We start from the raw sequence: 25,181 nt of genomic DNA on the forward strand, positions 1-25,181 counted from the left end.
TAGAGAATTTCGTTCTTCTGAACGTTTTAAAAATGAAGCATTTATGACAAATAATATAATTATTGAAAATCAATATAAAAGAACAAGTTTGTTTGAAAAAGATAATGTTAATTATCTCGTACACGTTTTAAAAAGGTTTAATACAGTACCTAAGCTTAACAATATAAATATTATTACTTCTAGTACGGTACCAGATGTATTTAAAATTGTACCAAATGAATCAATTATAATTGGTGCTTCATATTTAAAAAATCCAGTTTTAGCTTTAGTTTATTTACGATACGGAATTGAGTGGCAACTCTGGTATAAAGCATTAAGTAGTAAAAATGAAGATTCTGCTTTGTGTGATATTGCTGCTTTTGAAGTAACTAGAATATTCTACAAATTATTACCAAAAGAAGACAAGGAAAAGTTAAAATCTCTTGATTATTTTTTAATCGAATTATTTAAAAAAGACGAAGACTTAAGTATTGAAGATTTATTAAAACATAAAGAATTACAGGCTTTTCATGATTTAGATAATGCGGATAAGCAATTTGAAGAGTCTTGGTTACCTATTGTAGAAAATTTAGCGAAACCAACAGAGTATTTGTTAATGGCTGGTGGAGATCTTAGGTTAAATATAGACGAAGTTGCTTTATTAAATAAGTACGGTTGTAGACCATTTCCAAGACCTGAGGCATTTACTTTTGCATCATCAACAGCGACAAGTGTTTCTAATTTTGCTTTTGATAAAACAGATAAAGTAAGAAGTATATTAATTAAAAATAGCTTAAAAAACGGTTTTAAAAAGACAACTAATGAGTTTTCAGAATTATTAAAAACCAATGTTAAGAATATCTTTAAATTAAATGAAGCCTGCGAAATTATTTTTTCTCCTTCAGGTACAGATGCGTCTCTTCAAATTGCAGCGATAACTCAAATTATAACAGATAAAGATATTACACATGTTTTAGTTGCTTCAGACGAAACAGGAAGTGGAGTTCCTGCAGCATTAAAAGGTTGTCATTTCGAAAACACAACAGCTCTTAATTATCCAATTAAAAAAGGAGACAAAATAGAAGGGTTTAGAAATGTTGAATTGATAAAAATTACATTTAGAGATGAAAACGGAAAATTAAAATCAGAATCTCAATTAGATTCTGAAGTGTTTACAGCTGTTTCAGAAACTCAAAAATTAGGGAGACATATTGTCTTGCATGTTATGGATCATTCTAAATTAGGGTATCAGTCGCCTAGTGAAGAAATGATGCAGAAATTAGATGATTTACAAGATGTGTCTATGCAAGTTATTGTAGATGCAGCTCAGCTTCGTTTAGATCCATCAGATATAAGGTCTTATTTAGAAAAAGATTACATTGTTTCTACTACCGGAAGTAAATATTTTACAGGACCTCCTTATGCAGGAGCGTTAATTTTACCAGAAAGTGTAAGTGAAGTTATTAAATCTTCAAAAAATGTGTTGCCAGCAGGTCTAACACAGTATTATAATCATTCAGATTGGCCTATATCATGGTTCTGTTCAAAAGATTTATCTGAAGGATTTAATTATGGTTCTTATATGCGTTGGAATGCTGCCATTGTTGAAATGGATAGATACTTTAAAACACCAATTTTATATAGAAACATGGGAATTGAGATGTTTTGTAATTTTGTAGAAGACTCTATAAAAGATGCCACATTCTTAAAACCTCTTTATGGTGATGAAGTTAAACCTAGTAGTAATAATAGCAAGGAATTTGGAATAAGAAATATTCGTACTATTTTTCCTTTTTTCATTCTTAAAAATAATGAAGCATTGTCAGTTGATAATGTGAAAAAATTATATGCATTATTAAATTCCGATTTATCAGATCAGTTTGAAGGTTCTCCATTAGATACCATAAGGCTTGCGGCGCAAAAATGCCATATAGGACAAGCTGTTAATGTAAAATATACAAATGACTTACAAAGTGCTGTATTAAGAATTAGTTTGGGAGCAAGAGTTATTTCTGAAAGTTGGGTAAATAGAGATATTAGCTTGTTTTTTATAAATATAGAAGCGCAAATGAATCAAGTTACGGTTATTATAAGAAAAATTGAATTGATTCTTAATCACCCTGAATTGTTGAAATAATTAGGATTACTATTTAAGGTTTATATAGAATAAAAAAAGGCACAGTTTGTAAACTGTGCCTTTTTTTCTATCTAGTTAACTTTTGAAATTAGAATTTATAATTAAAATACTTTAGAGCTTCTATTTTTTTTAATCACTATGTTCTTTATATTATTCTTTAATAATATTAGCTGCAATAGTCTTTAAGAAGGTGTTAATTTTATAAGGCTTTACAATAGAATCGTCAAATTGTGCAGATTTAAAATGATCATCTTGTTCATTCTGTGTCACAGCTGTCAACGCAATGATAGTTACAGTTTTACCTAATCTTCGGATTCTTTTAGTGGCTTCAATACCATCCATTTGAGGCATAAAAACATCCATTAACACCATGTCATAGTCAGATTCTATAATTTTATCAATTCCTTCTTGTCCGTTGCTAGCTATGTCTGCTTGTATGCCGTGGCTTTCTAAGGTTTTCTTGGTAACTAAAAGATTAATAGTATTATCATCTACAACTAAAATTTTCTTACCACGAAGGATGTCTATCGTAGAAATATCTTCTTTATCTTGGTTAATATGTTCTTCAGTAGCTATTCCAAAAGTCATTTCAAAAAAGAAATTCGAGCCTTTTCCAATAGTACTTTTTAGTTGTATGCTCGATTTCATTTCAATTAGTAACTTTTGAACGATGGTAAGTCCTAGGCCAGAACCTTGAAAAAGGCTTTGATGATTAAGTTGTCCAAATTCTTCAAAGATCTTTTTCTGGTCATTTTCAGAAATTCCTTCTCCATTATCTTTTACCTCAAATAAAATTTTTAAATGATCTTTAGTGCTTTCAATTAAATTAACAATAAGTTTTACTTCACCTTGATTAGTGAATTTTAAAGCATTTCCTAATAGATTAATTAAGACTTGAGATATTTTAGTTTGATCACCTTTTATCCAATGAGGAATTTTTGAATCTAGAGTTATAATTAGGTTGTTGTCGGTCTGACCTGTTATGTATTCTAGAGATTCTTTAATGTTATATAAAAAATCTTTGAGATGAAATGATTTGGACTCTATTTCATTTTTCTCATTAGAATCCATTTTATTTAAAGTGAGGACGTCGTTTACAAGATTAAGTAAATAATCTGCTGAAAATTTTAAAGATTGTAATTCTGTTTTGTGAGATTTAAGACTTTTGTCATTATTAAGTATCGTACTTAAGCCGATTATTCCATAGAGAGGGGTACGCAGTTCGTGACTCATAGTAGATAGAAAGCGAGATTTAGATTTAGCTAGTTTCTCAGATTCTAGCTTAGCTTCAAGATAATCTTGATTTTTCTTTTTTAATAAAGCATTTAACTTTTTTCTATGTTTAATTACCTTGAGGAGGTTAATAACTAGAGCTAAAAGTAATAATGAAACAATGACGCTAGCAATTAAAAATTTATTTTGTTTATCCGCTTTTTCTATAATTAATTCACTTCTTAAGGCTTGATTTTCTAGAGCCTCTTGCATTTGTGATTTTTTTAAGCTAACAGTTAAAATTTTAGCCGATTTTTCTATATCTTTTTGTTGTTCACTCTGCGATATACTATCTGTAATTTTGCTAATCTTATAAGCCGTTTTGTAATCCCCTTTTTTTACTAAACAATTTATATATCCTTCGTATGCCTTTTTTAAGATTTCATTAAAGTTTGTTTGTTTAGCTAATTCTACAGTTTCTATATATAATTTTAAGGCAAGGTCGTAGTCTTCATCCATAAAAGCATAATTTGCCTTAAATAAATTAATTCCTGTAAATCCTATTTTAAAACCTTTCGGAATATTTTTTTCGGCAGCATCTAAATAAGGTTTGGCTTTTTTGTAATCTTTGAATTGAACTAGGATGGTTTCAGAGATGTTATAGTTAAGTATAAAAAGAGTACGTTTGCTCTCTTGTTTCTCAGCTAGCGGAATAGCTTTGTTAAAAGCATTGAGAGCTTTGTCATATTCTTTAAAAGCAAAATAGATATTTCCTAAATCTATCTGAGCACTTATAATAGAATTAGGAGTTTTTAGTTTTTTAGCTAATTCTGTATTTTCTCTTGCATATTCAAATGATTTTATTGAATCCTTTAAATAGTGATAAGAATTTGCGAGATAACTATTAATCTGAAAAATCTCATTAGGAAGTTCATTCTCTTTTGCAAGTTTTAAAATTTCATTTCCTTTTAAAATAGCGGTACTGTAATCTTCCTTATAATAGTCAGAGATCATAGATTCTGTGAGGGAATCAAGGTGAGTTTTGACTGTCGATACTGGTTTATTAGCCAAATTTTCAATTGAATCATTCTGCTTTTGAGCAAAAATACTATTAAAAAAGATAAAGGGTATTAATATGGTTAAGTATACTCGCATTCAGGATTGTTAATGTAAATGTTAAATTACTAAATAATATTGTTATGAAAGTTGTTTAGTATCTGCTTTTTTTAGATTTTATGCTATTTTTTCAAAAATAACCAAGTTTAATAAATAACCTAGATTTTTATGTTTTTAAAACCTAATATGTCTTTTTCAAAGAATCTAACTACCTTTGCATAAATTCAATAACAAATGCAACTTAACCTATCAAAACCAATCTGTTTTTTCGATTTAGAAACTACGGGTATCAATATTTCAAAAGACCGTATTGTTGAAATCTCAATCCTTAAAGTTCATCCAGATGGTAAGGAAGAAGCTAAAACTTGGGTTGTAAATCCAGAAATGCCAATTCCTGCAGAAGTTACTGAGATTCATGGTATTTCAGATGCAGATGTAGTTGGTAAACCAACTTTTAAAGAATTATCTAAGGAAATCTATAATTTAATTAAAGATTCTGATTTAGGTGGTTTTAATTCTAATCGATTCGATATCCCTTTATTAGCAGAAGAAATGTTGAGGGCAGATGTTGATTTTGATATGAAAAATACGCAATCTGTAGATGTACAAACTATATTTCATAAAATGGAGCAACGTACATTGGTTGCTGCTTATAAATTTTATTGCGATAAAAGTTTAGAAGATGCACACAGTGCAGAGGCAGATACAAAAGCAACTTACGAAGTTTTAAAAGCGCAATTAGATCGTTATGAAGAATTAGAGAATGATACTAAATTTTTAGCCGAATTTAGTTCGCGTAAGAAATTTGCAGATTTCGCAGGTTTTTTAATTTTTAATAAAGAAGATGAAGAGTGTTTTTCGTTCGGTAAGCATAAAGGAAAACGTGTTTTAGATGTTTTAGATAAAGAACCTGGTTATTTTGGATGGTTGCTCAATGCAGATTTTCCACTTTATACTAAAAAGGTTTTAACGGCTATTAAATTAAGACAGTTTAATAATAAATTAAGTTAGTTGTCGTTTCTGCGAAGGCAGAAATCCATAATGTAAAATAAACGTCAAATTAATAAGTTTACTGCTTTTGCAGGAATAATAGAGACATGAAGCTAATTTGTATAGGTCGTAATTATACCGATCACATAAAAGAACTAGAAAACGAAAAACCAACAGACCCTGTAATCTTTTTAAAACCAGATACAGCGATCTTATTAAAGAAACAACCTTTCTTTATACCTGATTTTTCCGATGAAGTGCATCATGAAGTCGAATTATTGATAAAAATTAATAAAGTTGGTAAACATATTGATAAAAAATTCGCTCATAAATATTATGATGAAATTGGGTTAGGAATAGACTTTACAGCACGTGATCTTCAGTCAAAATTAAAAGCTAAAGGTTTGCCTTGGGAAAAAGCAAAAGCTTTTGATGGTGCTGCGGTAATAGGTAAGTGGTTGCCTAAGAGTAAGTTTCATAGCGTAGATAATGTTAGTTTTAGTTTAAAGAAAAATAATGAGTTAGTTCAGCAAGGAAATACAGAGCTTATGCTTTGGAAAGTTGACGAACTCATCGAATATGTGTCAAAATATTTCACTTTAAAAATTGGAGATATTATATTTACGGGCACACCAGCAGGTGTTGGTAAAGTTTTTGCAGAAGATCAATTAAAAGGATATCTAGAAGACGAAGAAATGTTTTCAATAAAAATCAAATAAATGTCACAACATTATAAATTAGATCGTGTACGAGAATTGGCTGAAGATGATGAAGATTTTGTTTCAGCAATAGCGGCCGCGTTTATAGAAGAAGTCCCAGAAGATGCAGAACGTTTAAAAGTAGGCGTTCCTAATAAAGATTTTAAAGATGTCTATCAAGCCGCTCATAAAATGAAGCCTACGATAGATATGTTTGAGTTAGGTGTTTTAGACACACTAATCGAAGTACAAGATTGGGGAAAGTTTGAGCAAGGTGATAAAGATGTAACAGCAGAACTTCAAATTGTACTTAAAGCTGTAGAGAATGCTACTAATGAAATTAAAGCCGATTTCGGATTATAATTAATGCAAGCAGAAATAATTACAATTGGAGATGAAATTCTAATTGGACAAATTGTTGATACAAATTCAGCATTTTTAGGAAAAGAATTTAATAAAATAGGAGTTTCAATCTACCAGATTACATCGGTACAAGATGATAAAAATCATATCCTTAAAGCTTTAAAAGAAGCTGAAGGTAATGCAGATATCATTATTGTAACTGGTGGATTAGGGCCAACGAAAGATGATATCACCAAGCATACCATTTGCGAATACTTTAATGATGTTTTAGTTGAAGATAAAGCCGTTCTAGAGAATGTGGAACGCATATTTTCAAATCATAAATCCCCCTTATTAACCGTTAATAAGCATCAAGCATTAGTGCCCTCTAAATCTAAGGTATTGATGAATCATAACGGAACAGCTCCAGGAATGTGGTTAGAGAAAAACGGAAAAGTATTTGTTTCACTACCGGGAGTACCTTTAGAGATGAAAGCGTTAATTACAGAGCAAGTTATTCCTAAATTACGAGCGCAATTCAGTTTTCCATATATAATGCACAAAACGATATTGACTTATGGTCTTGGTGAAAGTGCATTAGCAGAACGTATTGAGGAGTGGGAAGATAATTTACCTAGCTTTATAAAACTAGCTTATTTGCCAAGTTTAGGACGTGTGCGTTTGCGTTTATCCGCAAAAGGAACAGATCAAATTATTGTGGGTGACGAGGTTCAAAGACAAGTTAATTTGTTATTGCCTCAGATTGAAGATGTTTTTGTTGGGTATGAAGAAGATCAATCTCTTGAAGCTTTAATTGGGAGACGTCTTTCCGAAATGGGAAAAACATTAGCCGTTGCCGAAAGTTGTACTGGTGGTCTAATAACGCAATCATTTACAGCAAATGCAGGTGCTTCAGCTTTTTTTAAAGGAGGTTTAGTGCCTTATGCGACGGAATCTAAAGTGAAAATTTTAGGGATTTCTGAAGCGATTATAAATGAACATTCAGTAGTGAGTAAAGCGGTAGCAGAAGCTATGGCTACAAATGTAAGAGCATTATTTGATAGTGATTATGCAATAAGTACAACAGGTAATGCAGGTCCATCAAAAGGAGATTCAGATGCCGAAGTTGGTACCGTTTGGATTGCTGTAGCAACTAAAGATAAAGTAATCTCTGAAGTTTTTAACTTTGGAAAGCACCGTGAAAACGTGATTGGACGTGCTACAAATAAGGCTTTTAGCATGCTTCAAAAAGAAATTTTAAAAAAGAAGTGATTTAAGTTTGCTGAAACGTAAAGTTTTATTAAATTTGCACCCTTGTTTAAAATATCCTATGTGAGGATGTTTAGATAAACATAAATAATAATACACCTAAAGAAAGAATACAATGTCAAGAGTTTGTGAACTTACTGGGAAGAAAGCGATGGTTGGAAACAATGTTTCTCACGCAATGAATAAAACTAAACGCAAGTTTGATGCAAACTTGATTAAGAAACGTTTTTATATTCCTGAAGAAGATAAGTGGGTAACATTAAAAGTTTCTACATCAGCGTTAAAGACTATCAATAAAATTGGTATCGAAGCGATGTTGAAAGAAGCTAGAGCAAAAGGATTTTATAAATAATAGCGTTTTTTACGCTTAAGTCGATTTACAATGGCAAAAAGAGGAAATAGAATACAAGTGATCTTAGAGTGCACAGAGCACAAAACTTCTGGACAACCAGGAACATCTAGATACATTACAACGAAAAATAAAAAGAATACGCCAGATCGTATGGAGATTAAGAAATTTAATCCTATCCTTAAGCGTATGACAGTTCATAAAGAGATAAAATAAGAAACCATGGCAAAGAAATCAGTAGCGTCTTTACAGACAGGATCAAAGCGTTTGACAAAAGCGATAAAAATGGTAAAATCACCAAAAACTGGAGCTTACATGTTTGTAGAATCAGTAATGGCACCAGAATTTGTCAGTGACTTTTTAAACAAAAAATAATCTTTATTTACATATAGATTTATAAAACTGCTTTCATTAGAAAGCAGTTTTTTTATGCTTATATTTGAAAAGGTCTGACAACTTAGCAGTAAATTGTTATAGGCAAGATTATTGTTTGTTATAAAATTGAATAACAATACTATTTAGAGAATACAACAATCTCTGTTTAAGTCTTGTTTAAATAGAATCATACAATGAGTTTTTTTAAAAAAATATTCTCTTCCGAAAAGAAAGAAACCTTAGACAAAGGTTTAGAGAAATCTAAAACTTCTTTTTTTACTAAACTGAACAAGGCTGTTGCAGGAAAATCTAAAGTAGATGATGATGTCTTAGATAATCTTGAAGAAATTTTGGTAACTAGCGATGTTGGTGTAGAGACCACATTAAAAGTGATTACACGTATTGAAGAACGTGTAGCACAAGATAAATATTTAGGGACTTCTGAGCTTAATAAAATTTTAAGAGAAGAGATTGCTGCTTTATTATCAGAAACTAAATCTGGTGAAGAAACAGAATACACAATTCCTGAATTACCTAAACAAGCAGATGGTTCTAAAACACCTTACGTTCTTATGGTGGTTGGTGTTAATGGTGTTGGCAAAACAACAACTATTGGTAAGTTAGCCTATCAGTTTAAAAAGAAAGGTTTAAAAGTTGTACTTGGTGCAGCTGATACTTTTAGAGCTGCAGCCATAGATCAGTTACAAGTTTGGGCAGATCGTGTAGATGTACCAATGGTAAGACAAGAAATGGGATCAGATCCTGCTTCTGTTGCTTTTGATGCTTTACAATCTGGTGTTAACCAACAAGCCGATGTTATTATTATTGATACTGCAGGACGTTTACATAATAAGATTAACTTAATGAATGAGTTAACCAAAGTAAAACGTGTAATGCAAAAAGTTGTTCCTAACTCACCACACGATGTGTTATTAGTATTAGATGGTTCTACAGGACAAAATGCTTTTGAGCAAGCTAAGCAATTTACAGCTGCAACTGAAGTAACGTCATTAGCGGTAACAAAATTAGACGGAACAGCAAAAGGTGGTGTTGTAATTGGGATTAGTGATCAATTTCAAATCCCTGTAAAATATATTGGAGTAGGTGAAGGTATTGAAGATTTACAAGTCTTTAATAAATATGAATTTGTCGACTCTTTCTTTAAATAATAAAAAAAGCCAATCTAAATTTAGATTGGCTTTTTTATTTTATCGTTTTAAACTAAAGTGGCCAGTATAGCTTCTGCCATTTTCCCTAGTAGCTACAAACCAATAATCTGAAGTTGGCATTGGGTTTCCATTATAGTTACCATCCCAAACAGAATTAGAATCTAAAATCTTTAGAATTTTTCCATATCTATTATAAATTTTTATGTTTAATGATGGTTCTGAAATTGAATTTTCTATGAACCATGTGTCGTGATTTCCATCACCATTTGGGGTGAAATATTTGGGGTAGCTTAATAAATAAATGACCTCTTCAATAACACCACAACCTCTTTTATCTCTAATATAAACAGTGTATTCACCAGGTGTTAAGCCTGTGAAATTATTACTGATTTGATAAATTATACCATCTATAGAATATTCATAGTCCCCTAAACTTACATCAGATAGGTGAACTGTAATACTGTTGTTATTATCTGACCAATCATCAATATCAATTTGAGATATAACTGCTGTATTAGACAAAATTACTTCAAATTCCTTAGTGGAAGCACAAGTATAATCAAGGTGATCTTCTGTAACTGTAACAGAATATTGTCCTAAGTTTTCTTCGGAAATAATAATGGATTGTGAAGTTTCTCCGGTAGACCATAAATAGCTATTAAAACCATAGCCGGCATCTATACTTATTGTATTATAACCAGCACAAATACCTACTGAATCTTGTATTTCTATGAGTGGTGTTTCTTCTAAGTATAAAATAATTTCAGCTATTTGATAGCATTGATCAGGTGAGTCTATTCTGGCATATATTAAAAGAGTATCTTCATTCCAATTGTAATTTTCAGGATCTAGTATTCTACTTTCGTCATTGTAGTTTTCAGCATCCGATAAATTTTCAAAATAACTAAAAATACAATCTTCACAATTTACAATATTAGTTTCGTAAAGTGTGAAATCTACATTTTCTTCATAATCATTATCCGTGTCACAAATAGGAGTTTCAATATTGTTTACAACTAAACTAGGTGATAGTATAGTGATTAATACAGGAAACCTTAGATCACTTTCACATCCATTATTGGTTTCTTGAGCGCCGTAATAAGTTATTCCATCAATTAAATACGTTGTGTTAGGAATTATATTTCCATCAATAGCTTCATCATACCAAATAGCTGCTCCGTTGACTTCAATAGTATTTACCGTTGGTTGTTGTGTTGTACAAAATGTTTGTTCTGAGGCTCCTGTTAGAGCTTCAGGTGTTTCGAGAATTGTAATATTATAATCTTCAGAAGTAATTCTACATGAAGTTGAATTTATGTTTGTTCCATTAGCAACGGTTAAACGATATAGAAAAGTGCCAGAATTACTGGTTTCCGTAAATGTATATTCGGTTGTTATTTCTCCGGTAATATCAATCCAACTCTCTCCTAGGTCATTGGAATATTGCCATTGGTATTGTGGATCTGAATAGCCAGAAGAAACTTCTGATTGAAATGTGTAATTAACTAATTCATTCTGACAGAGGGTAATAGAGCTATTGATTTCATCATCTATAGAATTGGTAATTGTAGGTCCGCAAGGTCTAAAAGCAATATCATCTAAAGCAATATCATTTCCAGGATTTGCACTTGGTGCAGAGTTTAGCATAGTGATAATAACCTCTTCATCATTATCTAATGTAAAAAAGAATCCATACTGTACCCAAACTCCTGATGTCGTTTGTGCAATATCACCGGTGTTGTAGGATCCTAATATATTACCAGCAGTATCACTAATTCTAAATGTAACATCCGGATGGTATTCATCTGTACCGACAGAAGGATTCATAATATTCATTACATAAGCTGAGAATTCGTAGGTTGTATTAGAGCAAAGTCCTGTGATTGATTTAGTGTAAAAAACACCTTCATTAGCTATAACAGCACTATTAATTACCATCATATAACCATTTGAATTTCCTGTATGATCACTTGTTACATGCCATGCATTTGATTTTAACCCATTGGTTGTATTAGAAATAGTGTATTCGCCTTCGTCTAATTCACCTGAATTACTGTAAGTAAATGCAGTAATATTTGAATCTAAGGCATCACCTCGTGCTGATCCATATCCAAAATCTATTTCAACAACAGGATCACCTAAACTACCTTCGCATAATTGTGCGTAAGATTGAATTGAATAAGAAAAAATTATAAAAAAGAGGAGTTGATATTTTTTATGCAAAGCAATATGTTTTAAAGCAATCTATTAGGTTAGTTGTTACCTTTTAGATGTGTTCTTTACATAAAACTTGCGTTATACTTGATCTTAATTAATCGATAAATGCATTAATTTTTTCCCATAAGTTATTATCGAAACTAGATAAAGCAAAATTTTCATCATCAGCAGCTTCTCCCATTCTAATTATAACTAGATCTTTACTAGGAACGATATAGATTTTCTGATCATTTTTGCCTAAAGCAGCAAATGTATCACTAGGTGCATTAGGGATTAATTCACCTTGAAATTCAAATTGGCTTTGTGGTAAGTGGTATGAAGATTTACCATTTAACCACCATAAATAGCCATAGGCTTCATTTATAGATTGAGATGTGTTAGTTGCTTCGTGCATATAAAGTTCGGGAATGATTTGCTCTGTTTCCCATTTTCCGTTAGCTAGAGATAATAAGCCAAATCTAGCCATGCTTCTTGTAGTACTCCAATAAAGGCTATAACTACCGGTTTGTATCCAAGCACCAGACATTCCAATTTTAGTTTTTAAATTTGTATTAAAATAATTAGTCCAACTGTCTTGGCTAGCAGCAGAAACAACATCTTGAAGTTTTACATATGCATTATGGTAAGCCCAACGTTGATCAACATCTTCTAAATATTGTAAATTAGAAGATGAAACATCATCTCCCAAATTATCATCTAACCCAGAAGTCATTTCTAATAAATTTTTAGAAGTGATTAAGTTTTCTTTTTCTAAAGGAGCACTTGTCCAGCCTGTACCTAGATAATCAGAAACCTTATTATTAATGTCAATTAAACCTTCTTCTTGTGCAATACCTGTAACAGCAGCAGTTAAAGTTTTACCTGCACTTGCCCAATACCAAGGTGTAGTATCAGTGTGTCCATTCATATATGCTTCAATTACTATTTTACCATTATGAAGTATTATAAAACTTTTAGTGTTTTTTTCTTCTAAGAAATCTAAAAGAGGTGATAATTGGTCTTCGTTCCAATTTAATTCAGCCGTAGTTTTGGTTTCCCATATCTCTGAATTTATAGGAGGAAAGTATCTGACTTCTTCATTTTGTGGTTCTTCTGTGCTAGAATCATTGTTAGAAGTACATGAGAAATATAGTGAGAAAATGAATAAGTATGCAATCAGTAATTTATGTTTCATAATTAATGTTTTATTTTAGACTTACAAAATAATAAAAAGTTTAAGCTAATAGTAAAGCAATCAAAAATAGATTATCGTAAATCATTACGTATCTTTGCCAACTGATTTATAAAAAGCATGAGAACAAAAACCATTAAAAAGAACAAAATCAACGTTATAACATTAGGTTGTAGTAAAAATGTTTACGACAGCGAAGTGTTGATGGGACAATTAAAAGCAAGCGGTAAAGACGTTGTACATGAAGAAGAGGGTAATGTTGTTGTTATAAATACTTGTGGATTTATAAATAATGCTAAGGAGGAAAGTGTGAACACCATTTTGGAGTACATGCAGAAAAAAGAAGATGGAGAAGTAGATAAGGTTTTTGTAACCGGTTGTTTAAGTGAACGTTATAAGCCAGACTTGGAGAAAGAAATCCCTAATGTAGATCAGTATTTTGGTACTACAGAATTGCCTGGCTTACTTAAAGCTCTTGGTGCAGATTATAAGCATGAATTAATTGGAGAACGTTTAACAACGACACCAAAAAATTATGCTTACTTAAAAATTGCAGAAGGTTGTGATAGACCTTGTAGTTTTTGTGCTATTCCGTTAATGAGAGGTAAGCATAAAAGTACGCCTATTGAAAACTTAGTGATTGAAGCAGAAAAGTTAGCCGCAAATGGTGTTAAAGAACTGATTCTTATTGCTCAAGATTTAACATATTATGGCTTAGATATCTATAAGAAAAGAAATCTTGCAGAATTACTTGAAAACTTGGTTAAAGTTGAAGGTATTGAGTGGATTCGTTTACATTATGCATTTCCTACAGGGTTCCCAATGGATGTGTTAGATGTGATGAAGCGTGAGCCAAAGGTTTGTAATTATTTAGATATCCCATTGCAACATATTTCAGATGCTATTTTAAAGAGTATGCGTCGTGGAACTACAGAAGCTAAAACAACCAAGTTATTAAAGGATTTTAGAGCTAAAGTTCCTGAAATGACTATTAGAACCACATTAATTGTTGGTTATCCTGGTGAAACGCAAGCCGATTTCGAATTGCTTAGAGATTGGGTAAAGGAAATGCGTTTTGAGCGTTTAGGTTGTTTTACGTATTCTCATGAAGAAAACACACATGCTTTTAATTTAGAAGATGATGTTCCTGAAGAAGTGAAAATGGAACGTGTTAATGAAATTATGGAAATTCAATCTCAGATTTCTTGGGAATTGAACCAAGCAAAAATAGGAAAAGAGTTTAAAGTGGTTATCGATAGAAAAGAAGGAAATTACTTTGTTGGAAGAACGGAATATGATTCTCCAGATGTAGATAATGAAGTTTTAATTGATGCAACAAGTACGTATTTAAAAACAGGTGAATTTGCAACGATTAAAGTCATTGAAGCTGAGGACTTTGATCTATATGGTGAAGTTTTAAGTTAATAATGATGTGACTTTACATTAATATTAGTGTCTTATTAATATCAAATTGATTGTTATTATGAGTACTATTAAAAGAAATCAAATAAGAGTATTAATGCTATTCGCTTGTCTTGTTATAGCTTGTTTAGTATATCAGCTTTTATTTTGTATGTAACTGATTTATTGTTCTTAAAATGAATTTTCATTGAGAGTCAATTTATAAAAATAAAAAAGCATGTTAATTCTATATACCAATAGAGCTAACATGCTTTTATCTATGCTATTTTTTGTTTTATTTCAGCTTCCTTAATTAAGTAATATAGCATCACCAAAACCTAAAGCCTTTAACTTGCTTAATTGTGTTTTGGCATCACCAACAATTATATAAATCATTTTATTTGGTGTAATGTACTTTTTAACCAAGGCTTGCACATCAGCAACGCTTAAGTCTTTTACAATAGTTTCACGTTGTTTAGCATAATCATCAGCATAACCCAAATTGCTAATATTACTTAGCATACTTAATTTAGCATCTAACGTTTCAAAAGCACGAGCACTACTTTTTAGAGTGTATCCTTTTGTGATTTCTAAATCATCTTCAGTATAATTAGTCCCATAATTTGCTAAAATTTCTTTTACTAAAGCAGCAGATTCATAAGTTACGTTTGTACGTACGCCACTATTAATAGAGAATTCTCCTTTATAAGCATCGCCATCAAATCTAGAACGAATACCATAGGTGTAACCTTTTCCTTCTCGTAATTCTTGTGTTAATTGCGATGCAAAACTACCACCTCCTAAGCGGTAATTCATAACAGAAGCAGCATAATAATCTGCGTCAGTAGCTTTTAGTGAAGGGTAACCAAATTTTATAACGGATTGTTTAGCACCAGGAACATCATAAAAATAAACTTTAGAAGTTTCTGGAAACTTTGCTTCAGGCAATTTTGGAATCGTTACAACTTTTGATTCCCAATTTTTATTAATGGCTTGTAACGCATTAACAACTTCTGTTTCTGAAATAGAACCTACCACATGAAAGTTTGTCAATTGAGGCGTTAACTTTTCGGAGTAGAAGTTTTGTAAATCTGCTATGGTAATAGAGTTTACAGATGTTTCTGTACCATTATTATTGTAAGCTAAAATATTGTCTTTGCCATATAATTGTTTAGCAAATTCATGAGATACAATACTATTAGGATTTGCTTTTTGACGTTGAATACTACTAATCGTACTTTGTTTTAATAAATTAAATTCGTCCTCATCCCAACGTGGTTCTAATAACATTTCCGTTACTAAGTCCATAGTGGCATCAAAATGTTTGGCTAAAGTAGTCCCAGCGATAGTAACACTATTTTCAGTAGCGTAACTATAAACTTGAGCACCTAAACTTTCAATAGCATTTTCTAAAGCTTCGGGTGTTTTGTTTTTTGTACCCTTGCTCATCAATCTAGCCATAAGATTAGAAACCCCAACCTTTTCGATGTGTTCTAACAGTAAACCTCCTTTTATTTCAAGTTCAAATTCTACTAAAGGAACTTCTGTATTTTCGATACCGAAAACTTTAATTCCAGAAGCTAAATCTTGTTTCCAAACTTTAGGAATTATTAAATCCGGACTTTCTCCATAATCAGGTTCTATAGAGCGATCAAAACTACTTGGTGTTTTTTCATAATCTGCCGCAATACTAGCATCAAAAGTAGCTTCAGCACCTTCTATAATTTCTTCTTCAACGATATTTGCTAATTCAGAATTTTCTAAAATTAGGTTACCTTGTCCTTTAGGTACAATACTCGTTGCTATAAAATTCTTTCCTTTAATGTAAGTGTTATAAACACGCATTACATCTTCAGGGGTTACAGCTAAAATGTGTTGCACATCTTGATTAATAAAACCAGGATCACCTGCAAAAATTTCATATTGAGCTAACTGAAATCCTTTGCCTAAAACACTAGAGAGTCCTCTGTAAAAATCAGTTTCTTGTCCTGCTTTAATTCTATTTAAGTCAGCTTCAGAAATACCATGAGTTTCAAAATCTTTTAAACCTTCTTTTATCGCTGCAGCTACAGTATCTAAATGAGTAGCATTAAAAGCAGTAACGCTCAGCATTAATTGTCCAGCAATTTCAGCATTGTTTTGATAAAATTGTATATTATCGGTAAGCTTTTCTTTTTCAACTAAGACTTTATTTAATGGTGCTTTTTTTCCATTAGATAAATAATCTGTCAGGACACTTAGGGCATAAGAATCCTTATCGTATTCCGGTACCCCTGGCCAAGCCATTGTTAACCTTGGTAAGCGTGCAAAATTATCTTCGTAGTATAATTGTTTTGTCGCTGTTAAAGTTACAGGTTGTTTTTTTACCTCAAGGATGTCTTCACCTTTTGGGATTTCATCAAAATACTTTTTTACCCAAGTTTTCGTTTGTGCAATATCAATATCTCCTGCAATGGTTAAAGTGACGTTATTTGGTACATACCAACGTTTGTAAAACTCCTTAACATCTTCTAAAGTGGCATTTTGTAAATCTTCTAAAGATCCAATAACTTCCCAACTGTAAGGGTGACCTTCAGGGTATAAATTACTATTTATAACACTAGAATTAAAACCATAAGGTTGATTGTCTACACGCTGACGTTTTTCGTTTTTAACCACTTGTTTTTCTTTTGCTAAAACAGGGTCTGTTACAGTATTAATAAAGTAACCCAATTTATCTGCTTCTGCCCAAATCATTTTTTCTAAGGCATCTTTGGGTACGGTTTGAAAATAATTGGTGCGATCTCTACTTGTAGATCCGTTAGCACCAGAGCCACCAATACGAGCACTCATTTGGTCTAAACCACCTTTGCCAAGATTTTCAGATTCTAAGAATAGTAAATGTTCAAATAAATGAGCAAAACCTGTTCTTCCTGCTTTTTCACGTGCAGAACCTACATGTGCTGTTAAGGCTACAGCGGCTACAGGATCTGATTTGTCAACATGAAGAATGACTTGTAGGCCATTATCTAAAGTGAATTTTTCATAATCGACTTTAAATTCTTGTGCTTCCTGTTCTACTTGTGGTTCTGTTTTTTCCTCGTTTTCTTTACAAGACCAAACGGTGAAAAGTATTAATAAAATTAGAAGTGTTGATTTAGCATGTTTCATATATAATGTGTTTAAAGTGTTGTTTTATATTGTGTTAAGTTCTATGGTATTGGATACTTGTTTTTAACTGTCAGTTCGAGTGATTTTCTTTTTCTGAAAATCGTATCGAGAACTTTTAAATATTTTAATTTTATTAGAATTACTGTATTTATAATTCATAAGCATTGTTATTCACCATAAAAATAGAATTCACAAAAAACAGTTTTCCATTTTCCCAAAAACTTCTAAATAGTGTGTCATCTACCATGTAAATAAAACTACCGCTTCCTATAGGTTCTTCACCAAAAATAAGCGTTTGATCTAAGTTTTTCAAAGCATTTTGACCTGCAAAACCAGAGTATACTTTGGTATCATTTAGGTAAGCGACATTATAACCATTTTCTAATAAGCTATAGGTGCTACGTCCTTGTTTTAACGTAAAATAATGATCAGGATAACCAAATCCCATAGGATGTGTGTTGTCTATTTTTGTATTAAAAATAGCGCCTGTAATTAAATGATTACTGTATTCACGTTCACGATCGGCATAAGAGGTTAAGTTAGCTTTCTTTTCGTCGGTTTCTGAATCTTTATAATTTAAGCTGAAACCATCTTTACCTGCAAAACTTCGTAAAGCACCATCAATGGCAATAACTTTTCCGCCAGAATGTACCCAGTCTTTTAGTTTTTCCATGATCTTCTCATCGATAACTTGTCTGTAATTTCCATTCGGAATGATTAATACATTGTATTTATCTAAATTAGTTTTACCTAAATCGTCTGTGTTTATAGAAGTTAATGGATAGTGTAGTTGTTGCTCAAAGAAATGCCATATAGCACCGTAATTTAAAGACGATGTGCCTTCACCGGAAAGTACAGCAACTTTTTGCTTATTGATTAACTTAATATCTGGCGATCCAATATCTGGTGTTGTTTGAGAAAACCCAGAGTTGATTTCCGTTAATGGTTGTACTTGTGCTTGCGCAATAGTATTTAATTTTTCAACGAAGTTTTTAATATGCTTATTGTCTCCTTTTGTGATGATTAATGAACCACTCTCAAATTTTGTGTCCTTTGAAGTAAATGGTTTTTCTGTAAACCGAACTTTAAAATCATTTTTTAATAATTCAGCTAAAAACTGAGCATCATCCATAGAATCCCATTTACTAACATAACCATAAGCATCATTTAAGACTTGAAGTGCTTTTCGAGATGAAATTATCCCACTTTGAATTTTAGAAGTGCTTGCAATAGCATCTAATCCATAGGCATAAGGTAATGACCAAGCTGTGATATCATAGGTTAAAGAATCTGAAAGTTTGGCATTTGGTTCAAACAATACCTTTACCATTTTACCTTTGGGTTGATCACTGTGTACTACTAAAGCAGCAGCGTTCACATTCATTTTTCCTTGTTTCCCTGTGCTGTAATCATATCCCGATACTTTAGAAACGGTAGGGTTTTCGAAATTAATTTGATGCTTAACTAAAAGTGCTTTTAGGCTATTTAATTTGTCTGCATTTCCTTTAACAACGTAACTCTTATATTTTAAATCAGAATTATTAAAGAATTTTCCAAATTCAGTATTTAATTTTTTAGCATTTTTTGAAGCCATTTCAATTGTTGAAATCCCTGTAGTAGTATGGTGAGTTAAACGTTCTATTAAAGTTAAAACGTGACCTTCATCATTCAAAATTCCTAATCCAGCGCGTCCATGTCCCCCTTGTTCATAAGTCATTCCCATCGCTCCCATATAAGTTGGGTAAGTGTCACCGTAGCTAGGGTAAAATAAATCGAAACGTTCTCTTGTGAAAAATAACCAACCTTCTTTATCAAAATATTTAGCATGATTTTGTCCTATTTCAGTTTGGAAATCACGTTGCCAATCGGTAATAATTTCATGAAAAGGTTCTGCTGCAGGTGCAAAGTAATAAGGTTCATTAATACCTTGTTCATGAAAATCGACATGTACATGCGGCATCCATCTATTATAAACCTCTAAACGTTGTTGTGTTTCTACTTGTGTAGCCCAAACCCAGTCTCTATTTAAATCAAAAAGGTAGTGATTTGGTCGTCCGCCAGGCCAAGGTTCGTTATGCTCGCTTCCTTGTGCATCAATATTGTAAGGCTGATTGGCTGTTTCGTTATACCAATTTACATAACGATCACGACCATCAGGGTTGACCGAAGGATCAATAATAACAACCGTATTTTTTAATAAATCTTTATGCTCAGAGAGTAACGTGTATAAGGTTTGCATTGCCGCTTCAGAACTCGAAGCTTCATTACCGTGTACATTATAACTTAACCAAACGATAGCAATATCTGTTTCTGTTGGTGTTCCGACTAATAAACCCGTGTTTTTTAAATTATTTTCACGGATAGTTTCTAAGTTTTTAATGTTTTCTTCACTAGAAACATAAGCTAAATACAAACCTCTTCGTTCATTTGTTAAACCATATTGTCCTAGTTTTACTTCATTTGGAAGTGCTTTGGCAACGGATTTAAAATAATCAATAACTTGATGATTTCGACTGAATTGTGTGCCAATAGCATAACCTAAAAATTCACTTGGGGATTCAAGGGTTTGTGCTATTAGTGTGGCTTGTAAGCTAAAAATTACAATAAGTGTAGTAACAAATTTTTGCATTGAACATATATTTAATTAGAAGCTAGTAAATATACATTGCTCAGCTGAATTAACTAAAAATTAGCAGTTAAAAAATAGAAGAGCAGTATATTTATGCCCTAATAAATAATTTGTATGCCAACCGACTGTATTCCGTTTAGGGAAACCCATTATTTTTCAGACTTTATATGTGATTATTTAGATCAGAAACCTGAATTAAAAGACTTTTATCATCGCTTTCCAAAACTAGAGAATTTTGAAGCTCAAATTGAAGAAAAACAATTGTCAGTTAAAGCGCAGTCAAGAACTGTTTTAGTTGAAAGCTTAAAAAAGCAATATAAGAATATTCAAACATCAGAATTAACGGCTGAAAATATTGAAAGCTTAACAGCTGAAAATACCTTTACAATTACTACAGGACATCAGTTAAATTTATTTACAGGACCACTTTATTTTCTGTACAAGATAATTTCAACAATCAACCTTACAAAGGAATTAAAAGCAACCTACCCAAAATATAATTTTGTACCTATATATTGGATGGCTTCTGAAGATCACGATTTTGAAGAAATCAATTACTTCAACTTTAAAGGTAAAAAAATACAATGGAACTCTGGGCAAACCGGAGCTGTTGGTCATTTTAATACAAAAGGTTTAGAAGATGTTTTTGATGTCATTTCTTCAGAATTTGGAGCAGGAAAAAACGCAGAGCAATTAAAAACATGGTTTAAAGAAGCGTATCTTAATCACGATAATTTAGCAGATGCGACACGGTATTTAGCAAACGAATTATTTAGCGACCAAGGATTGGTAATTTTAGATGCTGATGATAAAGATTTAAAACGTTTGTTTATTCCACAGATGAAGTCGGAATTATTAGAGCAAACGGCTTTTAAGAACGTTTCCGAGACGAATAAAAAATTGGAAGATTTAGAATTGACAATTCAAGTGAATCCAAGAGAAATTAATCTGTTCTATATTAAAGACGGATTAAGAGAACGCATTGTAGAAAAAGACGGTGTCTTTTCTGTTTTAGAATCAGAAATATCATGGAGTCAAAGCGAACTGTTAAATCATCTTGATGAATTTCCAGAGCGTTTCTCGCCAAATGTAATTATGCGACCGTTATATCAAGAGGTTATTTTACCGAACCTTTGTTACATTGGTGGTGGTGGAGAGATGATTTATTGGTTGCAATTAAAAGCTAATTTTGAAGTTCAAAATGTAACGTTTCCAATGTTACTACTAAGAAATTCAGCTTTAGTAAAATCAGAAAAACAATCCATTAAATTAGAGAATTTAAAGATCTCTAATCACGATTTGTTTTTAGACCGTCACTCTTTTATTAATAAGAAAGTCCGAAAGATTTCTAATATAGATATTGACTTTACAGAGCAAATTAAACATTTAGAAACACAGTTTAAGCATCTTTTCGATTTAGCAGAACAAACCGATGCATCTTTTGTTGGTGCTGTAAAATCTCAAGAAGTAAAACAAATAAAGGGTTTAAAACATTTAGAAAAACGTTTGTTAAAAGCCCAGAAAAGAAAGCTTGCAGATCAGATAGAACGCTGTACAGATTTGCAAGACCAATTATTTCCTGGTCAAAGTTTACAAGAACGAAATACTAATTTTTCAGAATTGTATTTAGAGTATGGCGACCAATTAATTACAGAATTAACCAAAACCTTAGAGCCACTTAAAGGCGAATTTTTAATATTAAATTTAAAATAATTAATGCATCACATTGATATTGATCTTATTGAAATGACTTTAGATGTCATGAAATATGTCATCGGAAGAGTTTCAGCTACAGAACATCAAATAGGAAAACCTAAAAAGTATGAAGATTTAAAAGCTTTAGTTGGAGATACGGTAACTGAAAAAGGTGTTGGAGGAGAATATGCTTTTAATTTATGGAAAGAGCATTTATCAAAGGCAAATGTACCGGTAGATCATCCTCGTAATTTAGCATTTGTGCCAGCAGCTCCTACAAAAGCAGCCATTATGTTCGATTTAATTACGGCGGCATCAAGTATTCATGGCGCATATTGGATGGAAGGTGCAGGTGGTATTTTTTGTGAGAATGAAGCTATGAGCTGGATTGTTTCTTTAACAGGAATGCCAGAAGGCGCTTTTGGAGTGTTTACAAGTGGAGGAACAGCAGCTAATTTATCTGCTATTGTTACAGCAAGAGAGCATTGGAGAGAAAACCCAGAATTTAATCGTGAAAAAGGATTAATTATTACGTCTATGGGAGCGCATTCTTCTGTAAAAGCAATGGCAAAAGTTGCAGATGTAGATATTCTTTTAGTAGATTCTGAAGAGCATTTAACAGGCGAGGCATTAAAAGAAAAAATAGCAAGTTTAACAGATCACCAACGTAAATGTTTATTTGCCGTTGTAGGTACTGGTGGAACAACAAATGCAGGTGTTATTGATGATTTATCTGGTATTGCAGATGTTTGTGAAGAGCATAATTTATGGTTTCATATCGATGCAGCTTATGGAGGAGGAGCTTTAGTAGCCGACTCTGTTCGTCATTTATTTAAAGGCATAGAAAGAGCAGATAGTATTACAATAGATCCACATAAATGGATGTTTTCTCCTTACGATTGTGGTGCTGTACTTTATAAAAATATGGAGTTAGCTAAAAATGCGCATTCTCAACAAGGCTCATATTTAGATATTTTTAAAGATGAAGGTGCTCACGGATTTAATCCAACAGATTATCAAATTCAATTAACCAGACGTGTTAGAGGGTTGCCTTTATGGTTTTCTTTAGCAACACACGGAACAGATCGTTATAAAGAAGCGGTAGAACGTGGTTTAGAATTGGCGCAAATTGCAGGACGCTTAATAGAAGCACATCCTGATTTAGAATTGGTAAGAGAACCAAGTTTGTCTTGTGTTTTATATCGTAGAATAGGATGGGAGCCGGAAGATTATACACATTGGACTTACGAAAACCATGAAAAAGGATTCGCTTTAGTTACACCAACCAAGTGGAAAAATGGTGATACTTATGAAACTTGTTCTCGTTTTTGTTTTATCAATCCAGATACTACAGAAAAAGATATAGAAATGATCTTAGGAACTATGGAATAGGACATTTAAGATTCTATTTTCTAAAGCGGTTATTGGTGCAAAAAGACTAATAACCGTTTTAGTGTTTTTAAGAATATAACAGAAGTTAGAATACTTGAAGGATAAATCTTCATGTATCTTTATTAGTAATAGTATTTATGAAGTTAAATATTTGTCGTTTTGTTTCAAAATAAATTATTTAAAACATTGTTTTTTAATGATTTAATATTTTTTAAAATTTATATAATTCCTAAATCGAAAATTTCAAAATCAATCCTTATTTTTGCGCATGCAACACAACAAAGTACTTATACTAGATTTCGGATCGCAATACACACAGCTTATTGCGCGTCGCGTTAGAGAATTAAACATCTATTGCGAAATTCACCCATTCAATAAAATTCCTTCAGATTCAGATAGTTTTAAAGCTGTTATTTTATCTGGTAGCCCTAATTCCGTAAGAGGAGAAGCTGTGCTTCATCCAGAATTAGAAAACATTAGAGGAAAAAAACCAATGCTTGCCGTTTGTTATGGAGCGCAATATTTAGCACATTTCTCTGGTGGAGAAGTTGCAGAATCTAATACGCGTGAATACGGAAGAGCGAACTTAAGTTTTATTAAAACTGATGAAGCTTTCTTTGAAAATATACATGAAGGCAGCCAAGTTTGGATGAGCCATAGTGATACCATAAAGCAGTTACCAACAGGTGGTGTTTTATTGGCTAGTACTGGTGATGTAAAAAATGCAGCATACAGAATTGAAGGTGAAGACACCTATGCTATTCAGTTTCACCCAGAAGTTTACCATTCTACAGATGGTTATCAACTTTTAAATAACTTTTTAGTTAAGATTGCAAAAGTTGAACAAGACTGGACACCACAATCTTTTGTCGAAGAAACCGTTGATGGATTAAAGGAACAATTAGGAAATGATAAAGTTGTCCTTGGTTTATCTGGAGGTGTAGATTCTTCAGTAGCAGCTATGTTATTACATAAAGCAATTGGTAAAAACCTTTATTGTGTTTTTGTAAACAATGGTTTATTAAGAAAAAATGAATTCGTAGATGTATTAAAACAATACGAAGGTATGGGACTTAATGTTAAAGGCGTAGATGCTTCGGCACGCTTTTTGGATGCCTTAAAGGGATTAAGCGATCCAGAGCTAAAAAGAAAAGCTATTGGTCGTGTGTTCATTGAAGTTTTTGATGATGAAGCGCATTTAATTCAAGATGTAAAATGGTTAGCGCAAGGAACAATTTACCCTGATGTTATAGAAAGTGTTTCGGCAACAGGTGGGCCAAGTGCAACGATAAAGAGTCACCATAATGTTGGTGGATTGCCAGATTTTATGAAATTAAAAGTGGTAGAGCCGCTTAAAGCTTTATTTAAAGATGAAGTGAGACGTGTTGGTGCTTCTATGAATATGGATAAACATTTACTTGGCCGTCATCCTTTTCCGGGACCAGGGTTAGCGATTCGTATTCTTGGAGATCTAACAGAAGAAAAGGTGCGTATATTACAAGAAGTAGATGCTATTTTTATTAATAACCTACGCACTTGGAATTTATATGACAAGGTGTGGCAAGCAGGAGCAATGTTATTACCCGTTAATAGTGTTGGTGTAATGGGAGATGAGCGTACTTACGAAAAATGTGTTGCTCTAAGAGCTGTAGAAAGTACGGATGGAATGACGGCTGATTGGGTAAATTTACCTTATGAGTTTTTACAGAAAACATCAAATGAAATTATCAATAAAGTAAAAGGTGTCAATAGAGTAGTATACGATATCAGTTCTAAGCCACCTGCTACTATTGAGTGGGAATAAAAAGAGTAATAGTGTTTAGTCACAGTCATTAATATTAGACTTAACATAAAAAAATCCTACGAGGTTTTATAAAACCTTGTAGGTAT

Annotated in this window: 18 protein-coding genes; 13 read left to right on the forward strand and 5 right to left on the reverse strand. The window is 32.1% G+C overall.

The annotated features are described in order from the left end of the window. The first annotated feature begins 43 nt into the window (after nt 1-43). Nucleotides 44-2,116, forward strand: coding sequence for a hypothetical protein (locus HSX10_RS10240; protein WP_173588124.1), 2,073 nt, complete (start codon nt 44-46; stop codon nt 2,114-2,116). Between the two features lie 150 nt (nt 2,117-2,266). Here the strand turns inward: HSX10_RS10240 and HSX10_RS10245 are convergent, their stop codons facing one another. Beyond that, nucleotides 2,267-4,483 (reverse strand): response regulator, encoded by a 2,217-nt coding sequence (locus HSX10_RS10245; protein WP_173588125.1) that lies wholly within the window; start codon nt 4,481-4,483, stop codon nt 2,267-2,269. A gap of 195 nt (nt 4,484-4,678) precedes the next feature. Between HSX10_RS10245 and HSX10_RS10250 the strand changes: the two genes are divergently transcribed. From HSX10_RS10250 to ftsY, 8 genes are all read left to right on the forward strand, one after another. Then, nucleotides 4,679-5,455: a 3'-5' exonuclease gene (locus HSX10_RS10250; protein ID WP_173588126.1), complete on the forward strand. Its 777-nt coding sequence runs from the start codon at nt 4,679-4,681 to the stop codon at nt 5,453-5,455. 86 nt (nt 5,456-5,541) lie between these two features. Continuing rightward, entirely contained in the window at nt 5,542-6,153 is a 612-nt protein-coding gene (locus HSX10_RS10255; protein WP_173588127.1) for a fumarylacetoacetate hydrolase family protein, read from the forward strand. Beyond that, nucleotides 6,154-6,495, forward strand: a complete 342-nt coding sequence (locus HSX10_RS10260) for an Hpt domain-containing protein (protein WP_173588128.1) — start codon at nt 6,154-6,156, stop codon at nt 6,493-6,495. 3 nt (nt 6,496-6,498) lie between these two features. Further along, complete coding sequence (locus HSX10_RS10265) at nt 6,499-7,746, forward strand: competence/damage-inducible protein A (protein ID WP_173588129.1); 1,248 nt, start codon at nt 6,499-6,501, stop codon at nt 7,744-7,746. Nucleotides 7,747-7,858: 112 nt separating this feature from the next. Next, nucleotides 7,859-8,095 (forward strand): 50S ribosomal protein L28, encoded by a 237-nt coding sequence (rpmB, locus tag HSX10_RS10270; protein WP_173588130.1) that lies wholly within the window; start codon nt 7,859-7,861, stop codon nt 8,093-8,095. A 30-nt stretch (nt 8,096-8,125) separates the two neighbouring features. Continuing rightward, on the forward strand, nt 8,126-8,308 hold the full coding sequence (gene rpmG, locus HSX10_RS10275) for a 50S ribosomal protein L33 (RefSeq protein WP_020896723.1): 183 nt from the start codon (nt 8,126-8,128) through the stop codon (nt 8,306-8,308). A 6-nt stretch (nt 8,309-8,314) separates the two neighbouring features. Beyond that, nucleotides 8,315-8,467, forward strand: coding sequence for a DUF4295 domain-containing protein (locus HSX10_RS10280; protein ID WP_173588131.1), 153 nt, complete (start codon nt 8,315-8,317; stop codon nt 8,465-8,467). Between the two features lie 194 nt (nt 8,468-8,661). Beyond that, on the forward strand, nt 8,662-9,636 hold the full coding sequence (gene ftsY / locus HSX10_RS10285) for a signal recognition particle-docking protein FtsY (RefSeq protein WP_173588132.1): 975 nt from the start codon (nt 8,662-8,664) through the stop codon (nt 9,634-9,636). Nucleotides 9,637-9,675: 39 nt separating this feature from the next. On the opposite strand, the gene HSX10_RS10290 is transcribed toward ftsY, so the two are convergent. Both HSX10_RS10290 and HSX10_RS10295 read right to left on the reverse strand, forming a co-directional pair. Continuing rightward, the gene (locus HSX10_RS10290) at nt 9,676-11,859 is read right to left on the reverse strand and encodes a T9SS type B sorting domain-containing protein (protein ID WP_173588133.1); all 2,184 of its coding nucleotides are present in this window, start codon (nt 11,857-11,859) and stop codon (nt 9,676-9,678) included. A gap of 88 nt (nt 11,860-11,947) precedes the next feature. After that, on the reverse strand, nt 11,948-13,027 hold the full coding sequence (locus HSX10_RS10295) for a serine hydrolase domain-containing protein (RefSeq protein ID WP_173588134.1): 1,080 nt from the start codon (nt 13,025-13,027) through the stop codon (nt 11,948-11,950). A 117-nt stretch (nt 13,028-13,144) separates the two neighbouring features. Between HSX10_RS10295 and rimO the strand changes: the two genes are divergently transcribed. Further along, nucleotides 13,145-14,449 carry a 30S ribosomal protein S12 methylthiotransferase RimO gene (gene rimO, locus HSX10_RS10300; RefSeq protein ID WP_173588135.1) on the forward strand — a complete coding sequence of 435 codons (1,305 nt, stop codon included), beginning with the start codon at nt 13,145-13,147 and terminating at the stop codon, nt 14,447-14,449. 285 nt (nt 14,450-14,734) lie between these two features. Here the strand turns inward: rimO and HSX10_RS10305 are convergent, their stop codons facing one another. Then, nucleotides 14,735-17,575 (reverse strand): M16 family metallopeptidase, encoded by a 2,841-nt coding sequence (locus HSX10_RS10305; protein WP_173588136.1) that lies wholly within the window; start codon nt 17,573-17,575, stop codon nt 14,735-14,737. Nucleotides 17,576-17,723: 148 nt separating this feature from the next. Next, nucleotides 17,724-20,204, reverse strand: a complete 2,481-nt coding sequence (locus HSX10_RS10310) for a M14 metallopeptidase family protein (protein ID WP_173588137.1) — start codon at nt 20,202-20,204, stop codon at nt 17,724-17,726. Between the two features lie 114 nt (nt 20,205-20,318). Here HSX10_RS10310 and bshC point away from each other — a divergent pair, with 114 nt between their 5' ends. The 3 genes from bshC (at nt 20,319) to guaA (ending at nt 25,095) form a co-directional block, all read left to right on the forward strand. After that, nucleotides 20,319-21,917: a bacillithiol biosynthesis cysteine-adding enzyme BshC gene (bshC, locus tag HSX10_RS10315; protein ID WP_173588138.1), complete on the forward strand. Its 1,599-nt coding sequence runs from the start codon at nt 20,319-20,321 to the stop codon at nt 21,915-21,917. Between the two features lie 3 nt (nt 21,918-21,920). Next, the gene (locus tag HSX10_RS10320; RefSeq protein ID WP_173588139.1) at nt 21,921-23,291 is read left to right on the forward strand and encodes a pyridoxal phosphate-dependent decarboxylase family protein; all 1,371 of its coding nucleotides are present in this window, start codon (nt 21,921-21,923) and stop codon (nt 23,289-23,291) included. Nucleotides 23,292-23,559: 268 nt separating this feature from the next. Beyond that, entirely contained in the window at nt 23,560-25,095 is a 1,536-nt protein-coding gene (gene guaA, locus HSX10_RS10325) for a glutamine-hydrolyzing GMP synthase (RefSeq protein ID WP_173588140.1), read from the forward strand. Nucleotides 25,096-25,181 lie beyond the last annotated feature (86 nt).

Source organism: Winogradskyella undariae, assembly GCF_013285155.1.
Taxonomy (GTDB): Bacteria; Bacteroidota; Bacteroidia; order Flavobacteriales; family Flavobacteriaceae; genus Winogradskyella; species Winogradskyella undariae.